Annotated in this window: 26 protein-coding genes; 19 read left to right on the top strand and 7 right to left on the bottom strand. The window is 64.8% G+C overall.

Going from position 1 to position 20,446, the window contains the following annotated elements; genetic code table 11:
* The first annotated feature begins 1 nt into the window (after position 1).
* The 17 genes from rpsN to CHU93_RS09900 all read left to right on the top strand — a co-directional run bounded on the left by rpsN (position 2) and on the right by CHU93_RS09900 (position 12,300).
* Complete coding sequence (rpsN, locus tag CHU93_RS09980) at positions 2-307, top strand: 30S ribosomal protein S14 (protein ID WP_086117732.1); 306 nt, start codon at positions 2-4, stop codon at positions 305-307.
* Positions 308-318: 11 nt separating this feature from the next.
* The gene (gene rpsH, locus CHU93_RS09975; protein ID WP_086117731.1) at positions 319-714 is read left to right on the top strand and encodes a 30S ribosomal protein S8; all 396 of its coding nucleotides are present in this window, start codon (positions 319-321) and stop codon (positions 712-714) included.
* A gap of 3 nt (positions 715-717) precedes the next feature.
* Positions 718-1,251, top strand: coding sequence for a 50S ribosomal protein L6 (rplF, locus tag CHU93_RS09970; RefSeq protein WP_086117730.1), 534 nt, complete (start codon positions 718-720; stop codon positions 1,249-1,251).
* A complete protein-coding gene (rplR, locus tag CHU93_RS09965; RefSeq protein WP_086117729.1) occupies positions 1,248-1,601 on the top strand; it encodes a 50S ribosomal protein L18 in 354 nt (117 codons plus the stop codon). Before rplF ends, rplR begins: the two co-directional genes overlap by 4 nt.
* A 1-nt stretch (position 1,602) precedes the next feature.
* Positions 1,603-2,295, top strand: a complete 693-nt coding sequence (rpsE, locus tag CHU93_RS09960) for a 30S ribosomal protein S5 (protein WP_094473918.1) — start codon at positions 1,603-1,605, stop codon at positions 2,293-2,295.
* 10 nt (positions 2,296-2,305) lie between these two features.
* The gene (gene rpmD, locus CHU93_RS09955) at positions 2,306-2,488 is read left to right on the top strand and encodes a 50S ribosomal protein L30 (RefSeq protein WP_086117727.1); all 183 of its coding nucleotides are present in this window, start codon (positions 2,306-2,308) and stop codon (positions 2,486-2,488) included.
* A gap of 91 nt (positions 2,489-2,579) precedes the next feature.
* Positions 2,580-3,116, top strand: a complete 537-nt coding sequence (gene rplO / locus CHU93_RS09950; protein WP_094473917.1) for a 50S ribosomal protein L15 — start codon at positions 2,580-2,582, stop codon at positions 3,114-3,116.
* A gap of 111 nt (positions 3,117-3,227) precedes the next feature.
* Positions 3,228-4,580 carry a preprotein translocase subunit SecY gene (gene secY, locus CHU93_RS09945; protein ID WP_086117725.1) on the top strand — a complete coding sequence of 451 codons (1,353 nt, stop codon included), beginning with the start codon at positions 3,228-3,230 and terminating at the stop codon, positions 4,578-4,580.
* The gene (locus tag CHU93_RS09940) at positions 4,577-5,224 is read left to right on the top strand and encodes an adenylate kinase (RefSeq protein ID WP_094473916.1); all 648 of its coding nucleotides are present in this window, start codon (positions 4,577-4,579) and stop codon (positions 5,222-5,224) included. The genes secY and CHU93_RS09940 overlap by 4 nt, the downstream gene beginning before the upstream one ends.
* 168 nt (positions 5,225-5,392) lie before the next feature.
* Entirely contained in the window at positions 5,393-5,761 is a 369-nt protein-coding gene (gene rpsM / locus CHU93_RS09935; RefSeq protein WP_086117723.1) for a 30S ribosomal protein S13, read from the top strand.
* A 51-nt stretch (positions 5,762-5,812) separates the two neighbouring features.
* Positions 5,813-6,202, top strand: coding sequence for a 30S ribosomal protein S11 (gene rpsK, locus CHU93_RS09930; protein ID WP_017666982.1), 390 nt, complete (start codon positions 5,813-5,815; stop codon positions 6,200-6,202).
* A gap of 112 nt (positions 6,203-6,314) precedes the next feature.
* Positions 6,315-7,367, top strand: coding sequence for a DNA-directed RNA polymerase subunit alpha (locus tag CHU93_RS09925; protein WP_094473933.1), 1,053 nt, complete (start codon positions 6,315-6,317; stop codon positions 7,365-7,367).
* A gap of 124 nt (positions 7,368-7,491) precedes the next feature.
* Positions 7,492-7,902: a 50S ribosomal protein L17 gene (rplQ, locus tag CHU93_RS09920; protein ID WP_094473915.1), complete on the top strand. Its 411-nt coding sequence runs from the start codon at positions 7,492-7,494 to the stop codon at positions 7,900-7,902.
* Positions 7,903-7,926: 24 nt separating this feature from the next.
* Positions 7,927-8,412 (top strand): protein-export chaperone SecB, encoded by a 486-nt coding sequence (gene secB / locus CHU93_RS09915; protein WP_086117721.1) that lies wholly within the window; start codon positions 7,927-7,929, stop codon positions 8,410-8,412.
* Positions 8,413-8,655: 243 nt separating this feature from the next.
* Positions 8,656-10,227 (top strand): murein biosynthesis integral membrane protein MurJ, encoded by a 1,572-nt coding sequence (gene murJ / locus CHU93_RS09910; RefSeq protein ID WP_094473914.1) that lies wholly within the window; start codon positions 8,656-8,658, stop codon positions 10,225-10,227.
* Positions 10,224-11,219 (top strand): tryptophan--tRNA ligase, encoded by a 996-nt coding sequence (gene trpS / locus CHU93_RS09905; RefSeq protein WP_094473913.1) that lies wholly within the window; start codon positions 10,224-10,226, stop codon positions 11,217-11,219. The genes murJ and trpS overlap by 4 nt, the downstream gene beginning before the upstream one ends.
* Positions 11,220-11,619: 400 nt before the next feature.
* Positions 11,620-12,300: a DUF4136 domain-containing protein gene (locus CHU93_RS09900; RefSeq protein WP_094473912.1), complete on the top strand. Its 681-nt coding sequence runs from the start codon at positions 11,620-11,622 to the stop codon at positions 12,298-12,300.
* Positions 12,301-12,520: 220 nt separating this feature from the next.
* Here CHU93_RS09900 and CHU93_RS09895 read toward each other — a convergent pair whose 3' ends face one another.
* The 7 genes from CHU93_RS09895 to CHU93_RS09865 form a co-directional block, all read right to left on the bottom strand.
* On the bottom strand, positions 12,521-12,985 hold the full coding sequence (locus CHU93_RS09895) for a hypothetical protein (RefSeq protein ID WP_094473911.1): 465 nt from the start codon (positions 12,983-12,985) through the stop codon (positions 12,521-12,523).
* A gap of 178 nt (positions 12,986-13,163) precedes the next feature.
* Complete coding sequence (locus CHU93_RS09890) at positions 13,164-13,541, bottom strand: ATP synthase F1 subunit epsilon (RefSeq protein WP_094473910.1); 378 nt, start codon at positions 13,539-13,541, stop codon at positions 13,164-13,166.
* Between the two features lie 71 nt (positions 13,542-13,612).
* A complete protein-coding gene (gene atpD, locus CHU93_RS09885; RefSeq protein ID WP_094473909.1) occupies positions 13,613-15,061 on the bottom strand; it encodes a F0F1 ATP synthase subunit beta in 1,449 nt (482 codons plus the stop codon).
* 12 nt (positions 15,062-15,073) lie between these two features.
* Positions 15,074-15,949 (bottom strand): F0F1 ATP synthase subunit gamma, encoded by an 876-nt coding sequence (locus CHU93_RS09880; protein WP_094473908.1) that lies wholly within the window; start codon positions 15,947-15,949, stop codon positions 15,074-15,076.
* A gap of 64 nt (positions 15,950-16,013) precedes the next feature.
* The gene (atpA, locus tag CHU93_RS09875; protein ID WP_094473907.1) at positions 16,014-17,543 is read right to left on the bottom strand and encodes a F0F1 ATP synthase subunit alpha; all 1,530 of its coding nucleotides are present in this window, start codon (positions 17,541-17,543) and stop codon (positions 16,014-16,016) included.
* A 15-nt stretch (positions 17,544-17,558) separates the two neighbouring features.
* On the bottom strand, positions 17,559-18,095 hold the full coding sequence (locus CHU93_RS09870; protein ID WP_094473906.1) for a F0F1 ATP synthase subunit delta: 537 nt from the start codon (positions 18,093-18,095) through the stop codon (positions 17,559-17,561).
* A 136-nt stretch (positions 18,096-18,231) separates the two neighbouring features.
* Positions 18,232-18,612: a hypothetical protein gene (locus CHU93_RS09865; RefSeq protein ID WP_094473905.1), complete on the bottom strand. Its 381-nt coding sequence runs from the start codon at positions 18,610-18,612 to the stop codon at positions 18,232-18,234.
* Between the two features lie 306 nt (positions 18,613-18,918).
* Here CHU93_RS09865 and CHU93_RS09860 point away from each other — a divergent pair, with 306 nt between their 5' ends.
* Both CHU93_RS09860 and CHU93_RS17950 read left to right on the top strand, forming a co-directional pair.
* Positions 18,919-19,662: a hypothetical protein gene (locus CHU93_RS09860; RefSeq protein ID WP_094473904.1), complete on the top strand. Its 744-nt coding sequence runs from the start codon at positions 18,919-18,921 to the stop codon at positions 19,660-19,662.
* A gap of 141 nt (positions 19,663-19,803) precedes the next feature.
* Positions 19,804-20,442 carry a PEPxxWA-CTERM sorting domain-containing protein gene (locus CHU93_RS17950; protein ID WP_243375514.1) on the top strand — a complete coding sequence of 213 codons (639 nt, stop codon included), beginning with the start codon at positions 19,804-19,806 and terminating at the stop codon, positions 20,440-20,442.
* The last annotated feature ends 4 nt before the right edge of the window (positions 20,443-20,446 follow it).

Below are 20,446 nucleotides of genomic sequence, written 5' to 3'. Positions count from 1 at the left end.
CATGGCAAAGCTTTCGATGATCAACAAGAACGAGCGTCGCAAGGCGCTGGTTGTGAAGTACGCCGGCAAATATGCCGTTCTAAAGGCCATTGCCAACGATGAAAGCCGCTCTGATGAAGAGCGTCTGATGGCCCGCCTGAAGATGGCCGAACTGCCCCGCAACGCGAACCCGACCCGGGTGCGCAACCGCTGCGAACTGACGGGCCGTCCGCGCGCCTATTATCGCAAGTTCAAGCTCTCCCGCGTCATGCTGCGTGAACTGGCCAACAAGGGCCTGATCCCCGGCGTGACCAAGTCGAGCTGGTAAGGATAGCCAGGATGTCGATGTCTGATCCCCTGGGCGATATGCTCACCCGCATCCGCAACGGCCAGCAGGCCCGCAAGGATAGCGTTCTCACCCCGGCCAGCAAGCTGCGCGCCCGCGTGCTCGACGTGCTGCAGCGCGAAGGCTTCATCCGCGGTTATTCGTCGGTTCTTGATGGCGTCCATCAGAACCTGCGCATTGACCTGAAGTATTTCGAAGGCAAGCCGGCCATCCAGCACCTGGCTCGCGTGTCGAAGCCCGGCCGCCGCGTTTACAGCGGCGCCACCGAGCTGCCGCGCGTGCGCAATGGTCTGGGCATCACCATCGTTTCGACGCCCAAGGGCGTTCTGTCGGACGCGGAAGCGCGCGAGCAGAACGTGGGCGGCGAAGTCCTCTGCCAGGTGTTCTAAGCCATGTCGCGCATTGGAAAGAAAGCCGTTGCCATTCCGGCCGGCGTCACCGCCACGATCAACGAGCGCATGCTGGTTGTGAAGGGTCCCAAGGGCGAAATGTCGATGCCGCTGGTGGATGACATCAGCTACACCATCGATGGCGGCGAGATCGCCGTGAAGCCGGCGAACGAGACCAAGCGCGCCCGAGCCTATTGGGGCATGCAGCGCACGATGGTGTCGAACCTGGTCACCGGCGTGACCAGCGGCTTCACCAAGGTGCTGGAAATCACCGGCGTCGGCTATCGCGCTTCGGTGCAGGGCAGCAATCTGAAGCTGCAGCTGGGCTATAGCCACGATGTCGATTTCGCCATCCCCGACGGCATCACCATCAAGACGCCTGACCAGACGACCGTTGAGATCAGCGGTTCCGACAAGCAGCGCGTTGGCCAGGTGGCCGCCGAGATCCGCCGCTGGCGCAAGCCCGAGCCGTACAAGGGCAAGGGCATCAAGTATCGCGGCGAGTTCATCTTCCGGAAGGAAGGGAAGAAGAAATGAGCAAGCTCACCCCCTTCGAGCAGCGTCGCCGCCGCGTCCGCACGGCGATCCGTCTCAAGAGCGGCGGCCGTCCGCGGCTGTCGATTCACCGTTCGTCGCAGCATATCTATGCCCAGATCATCGACGACACCAAGGGCATCACGGTTGCTGCCGCCTCCACCCTGGAGAAGGACGTGCGCGGCACCACCGGTGCCACCACCGACGCGGCCGCGGCGGTGGGCAAGCGCCTGGCCGAACGCGCCAAGGCTGCCGGTGTGTCGGCCGTGGTGTTCGACCGTGGCGGTTTCCTCTTCCATGGCCGCGTGAAGGCGTTGGCCGATGGCGCCCGCGAAGGCGGGCTGGAGTTCTGATATGAGCGAAGAGATCGAAGTTGCCGGCGCTGCGCCGGAAGGCGAAGGCCGGGGCCGTGGCCGCGGTCGCGGTCGTGGTGGCAATGACCGTCGTGGTGGTGGCGAGCGCGGTGAGCGCGGCCAGCGCCGTGGCCGCGAAGCCAGCGGTGAACCCGCCGGTGAAGAGCTGATCGAAAAGCTCGTCCACATCAACCGCGTCTCCAAGACCGTGAAGGGCGGCAAGCGCTTCGGTTTTGCCGCGCTGGTCGTGGTTGGCGACGGCAAGGGCCGCGTTGGCTTCGGCCATGGCAAGGCCCGCGAGGTGCCGGAAGCCATCGCCAAGGCGACGGCCGCTGCCAAGAAGGCGATGATCCGCGTGCCGCTGCGCGATGGCCGCACCATGCACCATGATGGCTTCGGCCATTTCGGCGCGGGCAAGGTCTATGTCCGCTCGGCCACGCAGGGCACCGGCATCATCGCCGGTGGTCCGATGCGCGCCGTGTTCGAAGCGCTCGGCGTTGCCGACGTGGTCACCAAGTCGGTGGGCACCAACAACCCGTACAACATGATCCGCGCGACCTTTGCGGCCCTCACCGGCCAGGTCAGCCCCAAGAGCGTGGCCCAGCGCCGCGGCAAGAAGGTGGCTGATCTGCTGGCGCGCCGTGGCGACATTTCGGCCAAGGTGGCCGAAGCCGACGCCGAAGCGGTGGCGTGAGGAGGACACCATGGCCAAGCTGAAAGTCACCCAGATCGGTTCGCCGATCCGCCGCGCCCCGAACCAGGAAAAGAACCTGATCGGCCTGGGCCTGAACAAGCTGCACCGCAGCCGCGAGCACACTGACACGCCGGAAGTGCGTGGCATGATCGCCAAGGTTGCGCATCTTGTGAAGGTCGAGGAACTGGCCTGACGCATGTTCCGGCCCGTCGGTGCGGCCCTGATGGGCGGCGCCGGCGGGCCGGACCCATTTTCAAGCGCGACAGCGAAAGCGAGTGCAAAACATGACCAAGCTCAACGATCTTCACGACAATCCCGGTGCCCGCAAGAAGCGCGTGCGCGTTGGCCGCGGCATCGGTTCCGGCGTGGGCAAGACCGCCGGTCGCGGCCAGAAGGGCCAGACCAGCCGTTCGGGCGTTGCCATCAACGGCTTTGAAGGCGGCCAGATGCCGCTGCACATGCGCCTGCCCAAGCGTGGCTTCAACAACATCTTCCGCAAGGATTATGCCGTGTTGAACCTGGGCACCCTGCAGTCGGCCATCGACGCCGGCCGCCTGGATGCCGGCAGCCTGATCGATGCCGATGCGCTGGTGGCTGCCAAGATCATCACCAACGCCCGTGACGGCGTGCGCCTGCTCGGCGTTGGCGAACTCACCGCCAAGGTGACGCTGAAGCTGGCCGGTGCCTCGGCCACGGCCAACGCTGCCGTGGAAGCCGCCGGTGGTTCGATCGAACTGCCTGCCCCGGCCCCGGCGCCGCTGAGCCGCGAGGAGCAGAAGGCCGCCCGTGCCGCTGCCCGTGCGGCCAAGGCTCCCAAGTAAGTTTCGGCCCGGGTCAATCAGACCCATGGCAAAAGCGCCGCGTGTCGCCTACATGGGACGGACACGCGGCGTTTGCCGTTTCAACGCACCAGAATGATCGGGTAGGGATCAATGGCGTCTGCCGCCGACCAAATGGCCGCGAGCTTGTCGTTCGCGAATTTCAGCAAGGCCACCGAGCTGAAGAACCGCATCTGGTTCACGCTCGGGGCCCTGATCGTGTTCCGTCTTGTCAGCTTCGTGCCGCTGCCCGGCATTGATCCGCTGGCGCTGAACAGCCTGTTCAACCAGACCCGCGGCGGCGTGCTGGATTTCTTCAACATGTTCTCCGGCGGCGCGCTGGAGCGCATGAGCCTGATTGCGCTCGGCATCACGCCCTACATCACCGCTTCGATCGTGGTGCAGCTGCTGACCAGCCTGATTCCCAGCTTCATGACGCTGAAGAAGGAAGGCGAGGCGGGCCGCAAGACGCTGAACCAGTACACACGCTATGGCACGGTGTTCCTGACCATCCTGCAGGGCTATGGCATCGCGGTCGGCCTGGAAAGCTGGGGCGCCGGTTCGGGCGCGTCGGCCGTGCTCGATCCCGGCATGTTCTTCCGCATTTCCACCGTGATCTCGCTTCTGGGCGGCACCATGTTCCTGATGTGGCTGGGTGAGCAGATCACCAGCCGCGGCATCGGCAACGGCATTTCGCTGATCATCATGGCCGGCATCGTGGCGCAGCTCCCATCGGCGATGGGCACGTTGTTCGAACAGGGCCGCACCGGCGCGATTTCGGCGGGCTTCGTGCTGCTGGTCACGGTGGTGGCCCTGGCGACGATCGCCGGCATCTGCGTGATGGAACGCGCCCAGCGCAAGATCCTGATCCAGTATCCCAAGCGCCAGATGGGCAATCGCATGTTCCAGGGCGATTCCAGCTTCCTGCCGCTGAAGATCAACACCTCGGGCGTCATCCCGCCGATCTTTGCCAGCTCGCTGCTGCTGATGCCGCTGACGGTGGCGCAGTTCTTCAGCCAGCAGGGCAACATGCCGGAATGGTTGACGACGGTGACGACCGCGCTGCAGCACGGCGCTCCGCTCTACATGTTCCTTTATGCTGCCGGCATCGTGTTCTTCAGCTTCTTTTACACCGCCGTGGTGTTCAACCCGGACGAAACGGCGGAGAATCTGAAGAAATATGGTGGCTTCGTGCCCGGTATCCGGCCCGGCACCCGCACGTCGGAATATCTGGACTATGTGCTCACGCGGCTCACGGTGATCGGCGCGGCCTATCTGGTGGTGATCTGCCTGCTGCCGGAGTTCATGATCAGCCAGCTGAAGGTGCCCTTCTACTTTGGTGGGACTAGCCTGCTGATCGTGGTCAATGTCACCATGGACACCGTGGCCCAGATCCAGAGCCACATGCTGGCCCACCAGTATGAGGGCCTGATCAAGAAGTCCAAGTTGAGGGGGAACCGCCGTTGAATCTGATCCTGCTGGGTCCGCCGGGGGCGGGCAAGGGCACCCAGGCCAGCCGCCTCGTCAAGGAGCGCGGCATGGTGCAGCTTTCAACCGGTGACATGCTGCGCGCCGCGGTCGCGGCCGGCACCCCAGTCGGGCTCGCCGCCAAGGCGGTGATGGCGTCCGGCGGTCTCGTCTCTGACGAGATCGTCAACGGCATCCTGTCGGAACGGCTTGACCATGATGACGCCCGTGCCGGTTTCATCCTGGATGGCTATCCGCGCACCGATGTGCAGGCCCATGCGCTTGACGCGATGCTGGCCGAGAAGGGCCTGGCCATTCACCATGTCATCGAACTGGTGGTGGACGAGGACGCGCTGGTGGAACGCATCACCGGCCGCTTCACCTGCGGCAACTGCGGCGAAGGCTATCACGATCATTTCAAGCAGCCCAAGACGGCCGGCGTGTGTGATGTGTGTGGCAGCACCCAGTTCAAGCGTCGTCCGGATGACAATGCCGAGACCGTGCGCCAGCGCATGGCGGAATATCGCGCCAAGACGGCGCCGATCATTCCGCATTATGAAGGCCGGGGCATTGTGTCGCGCATCGATGGCATGGCCAGCATGGATGATGTGGCCGCGGCGATCGACTCGATCCTTAACGCCTGATTGACTCCGCTTGTTGCCGGCTTGACTTCTGCGCGACTCGCGTCTAACCGCCTCTCTTCCGTTCCATCGGATGACGAACTGGCGGCCCGTTCTGGGGTGGCCGGCATATTGCTTTGAGATGGTGGCATCTTGCCCAGGGCCGCCGTGGAGCATGAAAGGATAACGACTGTGGCACGTATTGCGGGTGTCAACATCCCGACCAACAAGCGCGTTGAGATCGCGCTCACCTACATCCACGGCATCGGCCGCACCACCGCCAGCCGCCTGGCGGCCGAACTCGGCTTCCCGCCGGAGCGCCGGGTGCAGGACCTGACCGACGCCGAGATCCTGTTGATCCGTGAAAAGATCGACCGCGAACTGACCGTGGAAGGCGATCTGCGCCGCCAGAACGCCATGAACATCAAGCGCCTGATGGACCTGGCCTGCTATCGCGGCCTGCGTCACCGCAAGGGCCTGCCGGTCCGCGGCCAGCGCACGCACACCAACGCCCGCACCCGCAAGGGCAAGGCCAAGCCGATCGCCGGCAAGAAGAAGTAAGCGCGTCACCGCCGCTCTTCTTCCCCACATCAGGCTTAAGGATTTTTCAAAATGGCTCGCGAAGTTGCTCGCATCAAGCGCAGGGAGCGCAAGAACATCACCTCTGGCGTCGCGCACGTGAACGCCAGCTTCAACAACACCATGATCACCATCACCGATGCGCAGGGCAACGCCATTGCCTGGTCGTCGGCTGGCACCATGGGCTTCAAGGGCAGCCGCAAGTCGACGCCGTTCGCGGCGCAGATGGCTGCCGAAGACGCCGGCAAGAAGGCCGCCGAACATGGCGTGCGCACCCTGGAAGTGGAAGTGCGCGGCCCCGGTTCGGGCCGTGAATCGGCCCTGCGCGCGCTGCAGGCCGTGGGCTTCGTGATCACCGCCATCCGCGACGTGACCCCGATCCCCCACAATGGCGTGCGCCCGCCCAAGCGTCGTCGCGTCTGATCTGTCTGCCCTGGCGCCGGGCTCCGTTGGTGGCTCCCAGCGTGCAAGACTTTCATCGTCCAACGGGACGGGCAGGTGACGATCTGCTCCTCCCACAATCGAGGTGAACCCCGTGGCAGTCATCGCCAAGAACTGGACCGAACTCAAGAAGCCGAACCGTCTGGAGCAGCGCCCCAGCGGTGACGGCAAGCAGAAGGCGGCGTTCATCGCCGAACCGCTGGAGCGTGGCTTTGGCCTGACGCTGGGCAACGCCCTGCGCCGCGTGCTGCTGTCCTCGCTGCAGGGCGCCGCGGTCACCGCCATCAAGATGGACGGTGCGCTGCACGAATTCTCCAGCCTGCCGGGCGTGCGTGAAGACGTCACCGACATCGTGCTGAACATCAAGCAGATCGGCATCCGCATGGCGGGTGACGGGGCCAAGCGCGTTTATCTGAACGCCACCGGCCCCGGCCCGGTCACCGCCGGCCAGATCGCCGTCACCGGCGACATGGAGGTGATGAACAAGGATCTGGTGATCTGCAACCTTGATGCCGGCGCCACGCTGAACATGGAACTGACGGTGGAAACCGGCAAGGGCTATGTCCCGGCCAGTGCCAACCGTCCGGCCGATGCCCCCATCGGCCTGATCCCGGTTGACGCGCTGTTCTCGCCGGTGCGCCAGGTGAGCTACAAGGTGGACAACACCCGCGTTGGCCAGGAACTGGATTATGACAAGCTGACCATCACGGTGGAAACCGATGGCAGCCTGACGCCGGAAGACGCGTTGGCCTATGCCGCAAAGATCCTGCAGGACCAGCTGCAGCTGTTCGTGAACTTCGAGGATGCGGCCGTGGCCGCGCCGGTGGCCCATGCCGCCGCCGCCGGTGGCGCCGTGGAAGTGGACGACAGCGCCAGCATCAACCGCTACCTGCTCAAGAAGGTGGACGAGCTGGAATTGTCGGTGCGTTCGGCCAACTGCCTGAAGAACGACAACATCATCTACATCGGCGATCTGGTGCAGAAGACCGAGAGCGAGATGCTGCGCACGCCGAACTTCGGCCGCAAGTCGCTGAACGAGATCAAGGAAGTCCTCTCGCACATGGGCCTGCGCCTCGGCATGGAGATTGCCGGTTGGCCGCCGGAAAACATCGAAGAGATGGCGAAGAAGCTCGAGCAGGAATTTTGAGTCCTGCGCGGCGGGTTGGCCCTGTGGCCAGCCCGCCGCGTTGGCAGGGGCATCTGGCTGACCCCTTTTCTCAGCCTGGTCCGGGGTACCTGATACGGCCCCCGAACGAACGGAGTGAAGACCCATGCGCCACGGCGTTGCCCATCGCAAACTCGGCCGCACCTCGGCCCACCGCATTGCCATGCTGAAGAACATGGCCGCCAGCCTGATCAAGCATGAGCAGATCAAGACCACGCTGCCCAAGGCCAAGGAACTGCGCCCCTATGTCGAAAAGCTGGTGACGCTGGCCAAGCATGGTGGCCTGTCCAACCGCCGCCTCGCCATGGCCCGCACGGGCGATGAAGCCCAGCTCGCCAAGCTGTTTGACGTGCTGGCTGCCCGCTATGCCGACCGCCAGGGCGGTTATGTCCGCGTGCTGAAGGCCGGCATCCGCCGTTCGGACGCCACGCCGATGGCCATCGTCGAATTCGTCGATCGTGACGTGTCGGCCAAGGGCCAGGACAGCGGCCCGGTCATCACCGGCGACGACGAATAAGCCCATACTGCAAGGACAGGCCCGATGGCTGACGAGATCGATCTGGGCGCCAACGAAGGCAACGGCTTCATGGACGAGCCGATGCCCCAAGTGGCGATCATCACCCAATATGTGAAGGATCTGTCCTTCGAGAATCCCAACGCGCCGAACAGCCTGCAGCTGCAGGCGCAGCCGCGCATCGACGTGAATGTTGGCGTCAACGCCCGCAAGGCGGCCGACAATGTCTATGAAGTCGAGCTGAAGATCAGCGCCAAGGCCGATGTGGATGGCACTGCCACCTTCATGGTCGAGCTGGTCTATGCCGGCCTGTTCGGCCTGCAGAATGTGCCGGAAGAAGCGCTGGAGCCCTTCTGCATCATCGAAGGCCCGCGCATCCTGTTCCCGTTCGCTCGCCGCATCATTGCCGATGCCGTGCGCGACGGCGGCTTCCCGCCGCTGATGCTCGATCCGATCGATTTCGGCGCGCTCTATCTGGCGCAGCAGCAGCAGGGCCAGGTCGGCAACGCCTGATCCAGCCGGTGCTGGAACGAAACGGGCGGCCTTCGGGCCGCCCGTTTTCGTTTGAGGGCCGGCAGAGTCAATTGGTGCCTTGTTGAATGTCCAAACCCGCTCATGCCGAGCTTGTCGAGGCACCGACCGGCTGTGGTGCGTGCCTCGACAAGCTCGGCCTGAACGGGTTGGGTAATGTTCCATCAAACCCAGTTTCCTCGCGACGCCTTGCGCTTTGCGCCGTAACCCGCCATCCCCATCGCAATGAATCTCCTCCGCGCCACCGCCACCATCGGCAGTCTTACCCTGCTGTCGCGCGTTGCCGGGTTCGTGCGCGATGTGTTGCAGGCGACGCTGATCGGCGCCGGCATGGCGGCCGATGCCTTTCTGATCGCCCAGCGCCTGCCCAATTTATTCCGCGCCCTGTTCGCCGAAGGGGCCTTCTCGGCGGCCTTCGTGCCCATGTTCAACCGCCAGGTCGGCGCCGACGGCGGTCGCATGGATGGTGCCCGCGCCTTTGCCGAAGAGGTGCTGGCGGTGCTGCTGCCGGTGCTGTTGCTGTTCACGGTGGTGATGGTGGCGGCCGCCGGCCCGGTGGTGTGGTCGCTCACCGGCGGCTTTCCCGATGCCAGCGCCGAAAAACTGGCGCTCACCGTCCATCTCACCCGGCTCACCTTCCCCTATCTGATGCTGATCAGCCTCACCTCCCTGCTGGGGGCGCTGCTGAATTCGGTCGGCCGCTTTGCCGTCAATGCCGCGGCGCCGATCCTGCTCAACATCGTGCTGATTGCCGGGCTGTTGTGGTCGGGCGGCAGCGATGATGTGGCGGCCGCGCGTGTGCAGGCCTTGTGTGTCACCATCGGCGGCATCGCGCAGCTGGCCTGGCTGGTGTGGTCGTGCAGCAAGGCCGGCGTGGCGCTGCGCCTGCGCTGGCCGCGGGTCACCCCGCAGGTGCGGGCGCTGCTGAAGCTGATCCTGCCGGCCGCGCTCGGTGCCGGCGCGGTGCAGATCAACCTGCTCATCTCCACCGCGCTTGCCGCCCGCTTCCTCGGCGAGGGCGCGGTCAGCTGGCTTTATTATGCCGATCGCCTGAACCAGCTGCCGCTGGGCATCATCGGGATTGGGGTTGGCACCGCGCTGCTGCCCACCATGTCGCGCCTGCTCGGCGGGGGAGACGATGCCGGCGCCATTGCCCAGCAGAACCGCGCCATCGAACTGGTGCTGCTGCTCACCCTGCCGGCCGCCGCCGGGCTGGTGGTGGCGGCCGAGCCCATCATCCGCGTGCTGTTCGAACACGGCCAGTTCGGTGCGGCCGACAGCGCCGCCACCGCCGCCGCGCTCGCCGGCTTTGCCTTGGGCCTGCCGGCCTATGTGTTGATCAAGGTGCTCACCCCCGGCTTCCACGCCCGGGCCGACACGCGCACCCCGGTGCGGGTGGCGCTGGCCTCCATGCTGGTCAATCTGGTCGCCAATCTGGCGTTGGTCTGGCCGCTGGGCCATGTTGGTATCGCCGTGGGCACCGCCATTTCGGCCTGGATGAACGCCTTCACCCTGTGGTGGCTGCTGCGCACGCGCGGTCAATTCCAGCTTGATGCCCGGGCACACCGGCTGCTGCCCCGGCTGGTGCTGGCCACGGCGGCGATGGTGGCCGTGCTGCTGCTGCTGGCCCCCTGGCTGGCGGTGGCGCCGGAAATGGCCTTCACGCACCAGATCCTCCTGCTTGGCCTGTTGATATCGGCGGGCGGCCTGGCCTATCTGGCGGCGGCCCGCCTGTTGGGCCTGTTCACCCTTTCTGCCCTTATTGCCTGCCTCAGGGCGCGACGGAAGCGATCATGAGCCGCATCTTTTCGGGCATCCAGCCCACCGGAAACCTGCATCTCGGCAATTATCTCGGCGCGATCCGCAACTGGGTGCGCATGCAGGACGCGCATGAGTGCATCTTTTCGGTTGTCGATCTGCACGCCATCACCGTGGCGCAGGATCCCGCCACCCTGCGGCGCGGCATCCACGAGATGACCGCCGCGCTGATCGCGGCCGGGCTGGATCCCGAACGCTGCGTGCTGTTCCCGCAAAGCCGGGTGCGCGTGCATGCCGAGTTGGCCTGGGTGCTGATGTGCACCGCCCGTGTCGGCTGGCTCAACCGCATGACCCAGTTCAAGGAAAAGAGCGGCAAGGACCGCGAGGGTGCGTCCGTCGGCCTCTACACCTATCCGGTGCTGCAGGCGGCCGACATCCTGGCCTACAAGGCCACCCATGTGCCGGTGGGTGAAGACCAGAAGCAGCATCTGGAGCTGGCGCGCGACATCGCCATCAAGTTCAACAACGACATGGGGGTGGAGCTGTTCCCGCCGCCCGAACCGGTGATCGAAGGGCCGGCGACCCGGGTGATGAGCCTGCGCGATGGTTCGTCCAAGATGTCCAAGAGCGATCCCAGCGACCAGAGCCGCATCAACCTGACCGATGATGCCGACACCATCGCCGCCAAGGTGAAGCGCGCCAAGACCGATCCCGATGCCTTGCCCTCCGAAGCCGCGGGCCTTGCCGGCCGGCCGGAAGCGGCCAATCTCGTCAACCTGATGGCCGCGCTCACCGATCGCAGCATTGCCGATGTGCTCGCCGAATTTGGCGGCAAGGGCTTTGGCGCCTTCAAGCCCGCCCTAGCCGAGGTGATGGTGACCAGGCTTGCGCCGATCACCAGCCGCTTCAACGAGCTGAAGAACGACGATGTGGCGATCGAGGCGATCTGTGCCCGCGGTGCCGAACGGGCCCGGGCCATCGCCGAGCCCGTGCTGGCCGAGGTTCACCGCGCCGTCGGCTTTGTCGCCTGAGGCCCGGCGTCGCCGAGCTGGCGGCGTAGAAAGACGAACCCCGCGCCCTTTGGACACGCCTCACAGGCCGATTCGGCTGGCGTCAAGGCTGCTCTGCCGCTTGGCCTGGGCCTTCACCGCCAACAGGCGGTCGACTGGAATCGCGGTAAAGCTGGCCGTCCACCCTGTCGGCCGGGTCATAGCCGGGCGAACAGTAGGGCAGGCCCTGCACGGCAAAAGCCCTGCGCGGCCAGCGGCAGGGCATCACTGGCCATCGCCGGCTGCTTGCCAATCGGGCCGGGTGCGGGCAAGTGACGTGTTGTCTGGGTGGCAAGGTGACCGGTTGTTCATCGGCGGGAAACTTGTGCAAGCCTATGGTTTGCGCTATTCATTGCAGAAAGTTCATGTGGAGCGCTACTCGATGATCACCACCGCACCTGCCCGTATCCTGTTGCCGCTGGCAGCGGCGCTGGCGCTCTCGGCCTGCACCACCGGTTTTGAAGCCCGCGTGGCGCGGTTCCAACAACTGCCGGCCGCCCACGGCAACAGCTTTGTGATCGAACCGCGCGACAAGGCGCTGGAAGGCGGGCTGGAATTCGCCACCTATGCCAATCTGGTCAAGCAGAAGCTGATTGCCGCCGGTTTCCAGGAAGCGGCCAGCCCGGCCACCGCCGCGCTGGTGGTGCAGCTGGATTATCATATCACCGCCCCGCGCGAGAAGGTGCAGAGCCGGCCCGGCATCGGCTTTGGTGCCGGCTGGGGCGGCTGGGGCTGGGGCCCCTATTGGGGCGCCGGCTGGGGTGGCTGGGGTGCCTGGGGTCCGGGCTTTGGTGGTTGGGGCGGCTGGGGCAACAATGATGTCTACAGCATGACCCAATACAACACCACGCTGGCCATGCGCATCAACCGCACGGCCGACAAGCAGAGCGTGTTTGAAGGCCGCGCCGAAACCGTGAGCAGCAGCAACAATCTGACCAAGCTGGTGCCCAACCTGGTGACGGCGATCTTCACCAATTTCCCCGGCAACAGCGGTGAAACCGTGCGCGTGCGCTTTGATCCGGCCAAGCCCGCCGTGGCACCGACGGTGAAGCCGCTGCGCTGATCCCGGCGCCGGCCAGGCGTTGGCCAGACATCATGGGGCGTGTCGCTGCTGCGCGATGCGCCCCATTGTCATTTCGGGCCCAGCCGCTAGCGATGGGCCAAGGGAGATTGGAGCATGGCCGTCTGGATTGCGCTTGGCGCGGTGTTCATCAGCCTGATCGGCGTGGCGATTGCGCTTTATGCCGCCAACCAGAAGAAGAAAAACGGCAAATAGGCCGTGATCAGGGCTTGGGCGTGGGTTCGTTGTAGCCCATGCGGTTGGTGCGATCCTGGGCCCAGGCCTCGATCTGCTTGCGGTCGCAACCGGTGAAGCCGGCGGCGCCCACGGCGCTGCAACTGCCGATGCTGCCCCCCGCGCCACCGGCGCCATCGCCCAGCAGCAGGGCGCGATTCTGGGTCAGCACGCTCTGGCGGTTCTCGGCCCGGCGCAGCGGCTCGGGAATGCGATAGACTTCCGATTCGGGCAGGCGGGCGCACACCACCACTTCATCGGCGGAGCGCGGCTTGGGGCAGGCTTCGTTGCCGAACACCGTCACCAGTCGCTGCCGGGGCTGGGTGCCGTCGCCGGTTGGGATGTCGGCCGGCTTCAGGATGGAGGGTCGCGGCGGCGCCGTGGTCGGATTGGCGGGTATCTGCGCCAGTGCCGGAGCAGCAGTCATCAGCAAAAGGGCGAAGGGCAGGCGCATCACCGAGGGCTCCAGTATTTCAGGCCACGAGTTTAGGCGGTTTCGAGGCCGGGGGGAACCGTGAAAGGATGGCGATCCACAGCTGTGCTGATGGTGAACGGCCCTGCGCCTGAAGGCCAAAGAAAAACCCCGCCGCGGTTGCCCGGGGCGGGGTGTGTTTCACGCCGTGATCGGCCGATCAGTTGGTGGCGGCGGCCTGCATGGCTTCCAGCCGGGCGACGGCCGCCTCGTCGCCAGCGCTGCGCGCCGCAGCGAGCTGGGTGGCCACGGCGGCCACATCGATCTCGGCCACCGGGGTCGCCTGTTCGGCCAGGATGGTCAGGCCGGTTTCGGTCACCTCGGCAAAGCCGCCATCGATGAAAAACCGCTGCGTGGCCGGGCCACCATCGGTTTCATGGATGTGGATGGCGCCGGGGCGGATGGTGCTCATCATCGGCGCGTGGCCGGGCAGCACACCAAAATCGCCTTCGGTGCCGGGCATGACCACCATGGCCACCTTGGCGCGGGCCAGGCGGCGTTCCGGCGAGACGAGTTCGAAATCGAGCAGTTCAGCCATGGTCTTCCTCTTGGCCCCTTCCCCGTGGGGGAGAGGGAGGGACCCACCGCACGGCGGTGGGAGGGTGAGGGTTACGCCGCGTCGGCAGCCAGCTTCTTGGCCTTGGCGATCGCGTCTTCGATGGTGCCAACCATGTAGAAGGCGGCTTCCGGCAGATGGTCATATTCGCCGGCCACGATGCCCTTGAAGCCCTTGATCGTGTCTTCCACGGCCACGAACACACCCGGGGTGCCGGTGAAGATTTCGGCGACGTGGAACGGCTGCGACAGGAAGCGCTGGATCTTGCGGGCGCGGGCCACGACCAGCTTGTCCTCTTCCGACAGCTCGTCCATGCCCAGAATGGCGATGATGTCCTGCAGGCTCTTGTACTTCTGCAGCACTTCCTGAACCTGGCGGGCAACGCCATAATGTTCTTCACCCACAACGCGCGGCTCCAGCACGCGGCTGGTCGAATCGAGCGGGTCAACGGCCGGGTAGATGCCCAGTTCGGCGATCTGGCGCGACAGCACGGTGGTGGCGTCGAGGTGGGCGAACGAGGTGGCCGGGGCTGGGTCGGTCAAGTCGTCGGCGGGCACGTAGATGGCCTGCACCGAGGTGATCGAGCCCTTGTTGGTCGAGGTGATGCGCTCCTGCAGGGCGCCCATGTCGGTGGCGAGGGTGGGCTGATAGCCCACGGCCGACGGGATGCGGCCCAGCAGCGCGGACACTTCCGAACCGGCCTGGGTAAAGCGGAAGATGTTGTCCACGAAGAACAGCACGTCCTGGCCTTCGACATCGCGGAAATATTCGGCGATGGTCAAGCCCGACAGGGCGACGCGGGCGCGGGCGCCGGGCGGCTCGTTCATCTGGCCATAGACCAGCGCCACCTTGGAGCCTTCGGAAATGGCATTGCCATCCGCGTCCGACGCGATGACGCCGGCTTCGAGGAATTCGTGATACAGATCGTTGCCTTCGCGGGTGCGCTCACCCACGCCGGCGAACACCGAGGTGCCGCCGTGGCCCTTCGCGATGTTGTTGATCAGTTCCTGGATCAGCACGGTCTTGCCGACGCCGGCGCCGCCGAACAGGCCGATCTTGCCGCCCTTGGCATAGGGGGCGAGCAGGTCGATGACCTTGATGCCGGTGACCAGGATGCTGGCTTCGGTCGACTGGTCGACGAATTCCGGCGCCGGGGCGTGGATCGCCGCGGTGTTGGTTTGATCGATGGGGCCACGCTCGTCGATCGGTTCACCGATCACGTTCATGATGCGGCCCAGGGTGGCCGGGCCGACCGGCACGCGGATCTGGCTGCCGGTGTCGACCACTTCCTGGCCGCGGACCAGACCGTCGGTCGCGTCCATGGCGATGGTGCGCACGGCGTTTTCGCCCAGGTGCTGGGCCACTTCCAGAACCAGGCGGACATCGCCGACCTTGGTTTCCAGGGCCGAAAGGATCGGCGGCAGTTCGCCTTCGAAGGTCACGTCGACAACGGCGCCGATGACCTGGCTGATGCGCCCGACATTGTTGGTGGTGTTGGCCATGTGGCGTGCTCCTTACAGCGCTTCGGCGCCCGAGATGATCTCGATCAGTTCCTTGGTGATCGCGGCCTGTCTCGTGCGGTTGTAGGTGATGGTCAGCTTGTTGATCATGTCGCCGGCGTTGCGGGTGGCGTTGTCCATCGCGGTCATGCGGCTGCCCTGTTCGGACGCGGCATTTTCCAGCAAGGCGCGGAACACCTGCACGGCAAGATTCTTGGGCAGCAGATCGGCAAGGATCGCCTCTTCGCCCGGTTCATATTCCACCGACGCATCGGTGCCGGCGGCATCGCCCGCCGGAAGGGCGGCCGGGATGATCTGCAGCCGGGTCGGCTCCTGGTTCAGGGCCGAACGGAAGGTGGAGAAAAACAGGTGAGCGACATCGAATTCGCCGGCCTCAAAGCGGGCAACCACATCCTCGGCCACCGCCTTGGCATCGGCAAAGGCGACATTCTTGATGTGGCTCATGTCCACCGTGTCGATGATCAGCTCCTTGTGGGTGCGGGCAAAGGGCGCGCGCGCCTTCTTGCCGACAAACAGCAGCTTCACCGTCTTGCCCTGGCCCAGCAGCTCTTCCATCGTGCGGCGGGCCAGCTTGGCGATGTTGCTGTTGAAACCACCGGCAAGGCCACGTTCCGACGAGCAGATGACCAGCAGATGCACCTGGTCCTTGCCGGTGCCGGCCAGGAGGCGCGGGCTTTCCGGGCCAACGCTGACCTTCGACGCCAGGCTCGCCATCACGGCGGCCATCCGCTCCGAATAGGGGCGGGCAGCCTCGGCGGCTTCCTGGGCGCGGCGCAGCTTGGCGGCGGCCACCATCTTCATCGCCTTGGTGATCTTCTGAGTCGATTTCACCGAGGTGATGCGATTTTTCAGAGACTTGAGACTGGGCATTGGCCTGTCTGTCTTCCTTTGCGGTCAACGCCGCCGGTCAGGCCGGCGGCGTGACTGATCCGTTTCAGGCGAAGGTCTTGGCGAAGGCGCCGATCAGCTCCTTCAGCTTGGCGGTGGTGTCCGCGCTCAGGTCCTTCTTGTCGCGGATGTCGGCCAGCACATCGGCATGGGCCGACTTCACATGGCTGAGCAGCGCGGCTTCAAAGCGGGTCACGGCGGCAGCATCGATGCCATCGAGATAACCGTTCACGCCGGCAAAGATCGACACGACCTGATCTTCGAACGGCATCGGGTTGAACTGGGCCTGCTTCAAAAGCTCGGTCAGGCGCTTGCCGCGGTTCAGCAGCTTCTGGGTCGACGCGTCGAGGTCCGAACCGAATTGGGCGAAGGCGGCCATTTCGCGATACTGGGCCAGCTCCAGCTTGATCGAGCCGGCGACCTTCTTCATCGCCTTGGTCTGCGCGGCCGAGCCGACGCGGCTCACCGACAGGCCGACGTTGATGGCCGGACGGATGCCCTGGTAGAACAGCTCGGTTTCCAGGAAGATCTGGCCGTCGGTGATCGAGATCACGTTGGTCGGGATATAGGCCGACACGTCACCGGCCTGGGTTTCGATGATCGGCAGCGCGGTCAGCGAGCCGGCGCCATTGGCGTCGTTCATCTTGGCGGCGCGTTCCAGCAGGCGGCTGTGCAGATAGAAGACGTCACCCGGATAAGCTTCGCGGCCCGGCGGACGGCGCAGCAGCAGCGACATCTGGCGATAGGCGACGGCCTGCTTCGACAGATCGTCATACACGATCACGGCGTGCATGCCGTTGTCGCGGAAATATTCGCCCATGGTGCAGCCGGTGTAGGGCGCCAGGAACTGCAGCGGGGCCGGTTCCGAAGCGGTGGCGGCGACCACGATCGAATATTCCATCGCGCCATTTTCTTCCAGCGCGCGCACGATCTGCGCCACGGTGGAGCGCTTCTGGCCCACGGCGACATAGATGCAATAAAGCTTCTTCGACTCGTCGTCGCCGGCGTTGATGCCCTTCTGGTTAATGAAGGTATCGATGGCGACAGCGGTCTTGCCGGTCTGGCGGTCACCGATGATCAGCTCGCGCTGGCCACGGCCGACGGGCACCAGCGCGTCCAGCGCCTTCAGGCCGGTCTGCATCGGTTCATGGACCGACTTGCGCGGGATGATGCCCGGCGCCTTCACTTCGACGCGGCGACGCTCGGCCGCCACGATCGGGCCCTTGCCGTCGATCGGATTGCCCAGGCCGTCAACCACGCGGCCGAGCAGACCCTTGCCCACCGGCACGTCGACGATGGTGCCGGTGCGCTTGACGGTGTCGCCTTCCTTGATCTGGCTGTCAGAGCCGAAGATCACGATACCGACGTTATCGGTTTCCAGGTTCAGGGCCATGCCCTGGATGCCGCCCGGAAACTCCACCATTTCACCGGCCTGCACATTGTCCAGACCATGGACGCGGGCGATGCCGTCACCAACGCTCAGCACCTGGCCGACTTCCGAAACCTGGGCTTCGGTGCCGAAATTGGCGATCTGGTCCTTGATGATCCGCGAGATTTCGGCGGCATTGATATCCATGACAATCAGCCCTTCTTAAGCTTTCAGCGCCTGGCCGAGATTCTCGAGCCGGGTCTTCAACGAGGAATCGATCATGCGGCTGCCCACGCGCACCACCAGGCCGCCCAGGATCGCCGGATCAACAGTCACATTCAGCGCCACATCGCGGCCGATGCCGGCCTTCAGCTTGGCGGCCAGCGCCTTCTGCTGCGCCGCCGACAGCTTGTGGGCGGCGGTCACGTTGGCGGTCACCTCACCCTTGCGGGCGGCGTTCAGTGCGGCAAAATCGCGGATCACCGCCGGCAGCAGAGCCAGGCGGCGGTTGGCGGCCAGCACGCCGAGGAAATTCTGCGTCAGGCCATCGACATTCAGGCCGGCGGCCACACCCTTGATGGCGGCACCGGCAGCGCCGCGGCCGACCAGCGGGCTGCTGATCAGCGTCTTCAGATCAGCCGATTCGGCCAGCGCCTCGCTGAGCGCGTTCAGGCTGGATTCGACGGCGGCAAGCGCCTTGCCCTCGATGGCCAGATCGAAGAGCGCGCGGGCATAGCGGCCGGAAAGGCCGGTGGCCACTTGGTGAGAAATCTGAGCGTCCAAGGCTGGTGCCCCGCTTTGAATCGGATATGACAAAAAGGCCCGGCGAACGAAGTCCACCGTCTGCGCGGCGCGGCTAGCATGGCCCCCGCAATGTTGCAAGGCAGCATTGGCGCTATTTGGCCTTTGGGATGAGGGGCAGGGCGGCAAACAGCAATTGCCCGGCCAGCCCCAGCAAACCCGCCGGCGCCAGCAGCGCCGCCAGATGCGTTGCCAGCGTGCCACCAAAGGCCAGCGACAGGCTCAGTTCAGCCAGCATCAGCCACAGAAAAGCCGTGCCGCCGATGATGGCCCGGCCGCCCATGGCCAGCGACCGTCCCGCCAACAGCCGCCGGCACCACAACCAGCTGAACGCCAGCATCATCGGCAACTCGATGGCCACCGCCAACACGTCGCCCACCACAGGCGCCAGCCACAGGGTGCTCACGGTGCCCAGCAGGAACCCCAGCGCAAACACGCCGATGAAATAGCGCATGCCAAGGGCGAGGGCGGCCATGCCGTGATCATGCGGCCGCTTGTGGTGCAGTGGCAAGAGGCGCCTGCAGGAGCCAGGGTCGAGGACGCTGAACCCGTCAGTGCCGTGGTTGCCCCAATCACCGCTCATTCGCGGGGAGCGGTCGAGCGACGGCGAAGCCGGTCCGGAAAAGGGGGCTTTGCCCAGCCAAGGCACAGGGTTGATCCCGTTGCCGCTGCGCCGCCAACATTTGCCAAAGCTCCACAGCCCACTTGCCCTCGCGCCTGCGTTATGGCCAAGGGGGCACAGCATCCGCGAGGCCCAGACCCGATCTCATGCCCTGATCTCATGCCCTGGCTGTTCAACCTGTTTCTGGCCATCCACATCGGCGCTGGTGTGGTGGCGCTGACCTCCTTCTGGGGGGCGGTGCTGACGCGCAAGGGCGGGCCGGCGCACCGCTGGTGGGGCTTTGTCTTCTCGGCTGCGATCTACACGGCAGCGGCCCAGGCGCTGGGCATGGGCGGCCTGTCGCTGGTCTGGCCGCTGGCGATGCACCCGCAATTGACCGACGCGGTGCTCTATCGCGGCATGTTCGGCACCATGATGGTCTATCTCGGCCTGCTGGCCATGTCGATGACGCGCTATGGCCTGGTCATGGTCAGCAACCGCCGCAACCATCCCGGCAACCGGCATTGGTCGATGCTGGCGGTGCAGGGCGGCACCATGCTGGCGGCTGGTGTCTGCCTGGCCCATGGGCTGTATCTGCTGAACCGCAATGGCTTGGTGATGGAGCCGATTTTGATGGTGATGGTGGCGCTGCTCGGCTTTGGCACGTCAACCACCTATTTCCGCTATACCTTCAGCACGCCAGCCAATCCTCGCGCCTATATTCCGGAACATTTCAAGGCGATGGTGGCGACCGGGATCGCGGCCTACACGGCCTTCCTGTCGGTCGGGCTGATCGAGATGTTCCCCAAACATGCCTTCAACCCGGCGATCTGGGCGATCCCGACGCTGTTTGGCCTGGCGATCATCGTTCATTATCTGCGGCGGTATCGGCCGGCCACGAAGGCCCAACCGGCACAAACATAAGCAAAAGTGTCGAATTAATTTACACAATCGCCGACGAGCTTTTTTCGATATCATTTGTTTTCAGAGCCTTAACCGCATGGCATGCTCTTTGCATACAAATCGAAGAACCGGTTGGGGTTCGGCTTTAGAGGAGTAATTGAAATGAAGTTGCACATGTTTGTGGCCGCTTCAGCCATGGTAGCCAGCGCCGCCAACGTGCAGGCTACCCATGTTTTGTGGGCAGATTGGTCGCAACGACCGACATTCACTGCCGTGACCGGCACTGTCGGTGGCGTGGACGTGCGTTATGATGGCTCGCACGATTTCGTGCAGCTCGGGAACGATCCCATCGATTATTGGAAGCCGACCGGCTATACGCAAAACCTCGTAAACCGCCCGGTCGGCACCGATCTCATCGGGCTTGTCGACGGTGGCACCAAGACAATCACCTTTGCCAAGCCGGTGACCGATGTGTTCATGGCGTTTACGAGCTGGAACGGCGTTGATGTCACATTCGACCGGCCGTTTACTGTGTTCAGCAAGGGGCCTGGTTTCTGGGGCAGCGGGGACTTTTTGGTCAATGGCACCAGCACGGGCTTTCTCGGCCTCGGCGAGGTGCATGGGGTGCTCAAGTTCGCCGGCACGGTGACGTCGCTCAGCTTCACGGATACCTTTGACAATTGGCATGGTTTCACCATTGGCGTCAATGCTGTTCCGGAACCGCAAAGCTGGGCGATGCTGATCGCCGGCTTTGGCCTGGTGGGTGCCACCATGCGCCGTCGCCGTATGGTTGCGGCCTGAACGA

It is taken from the genome of Sandarakinorhabdus cyanobacteriorum (assembly GCF_002251755.1).
Lineage (GTDB): Bacteria > Pseudomonadota > Alphaproteobacteria > Sphingomonadales > Sphingomonadaceae > Sandarakinorhabdus > Sandarakinorhabdus cyanobacteriorum.
This window is presented reverse-complemented; position numbering and strand designations above follow the sequence as displayed.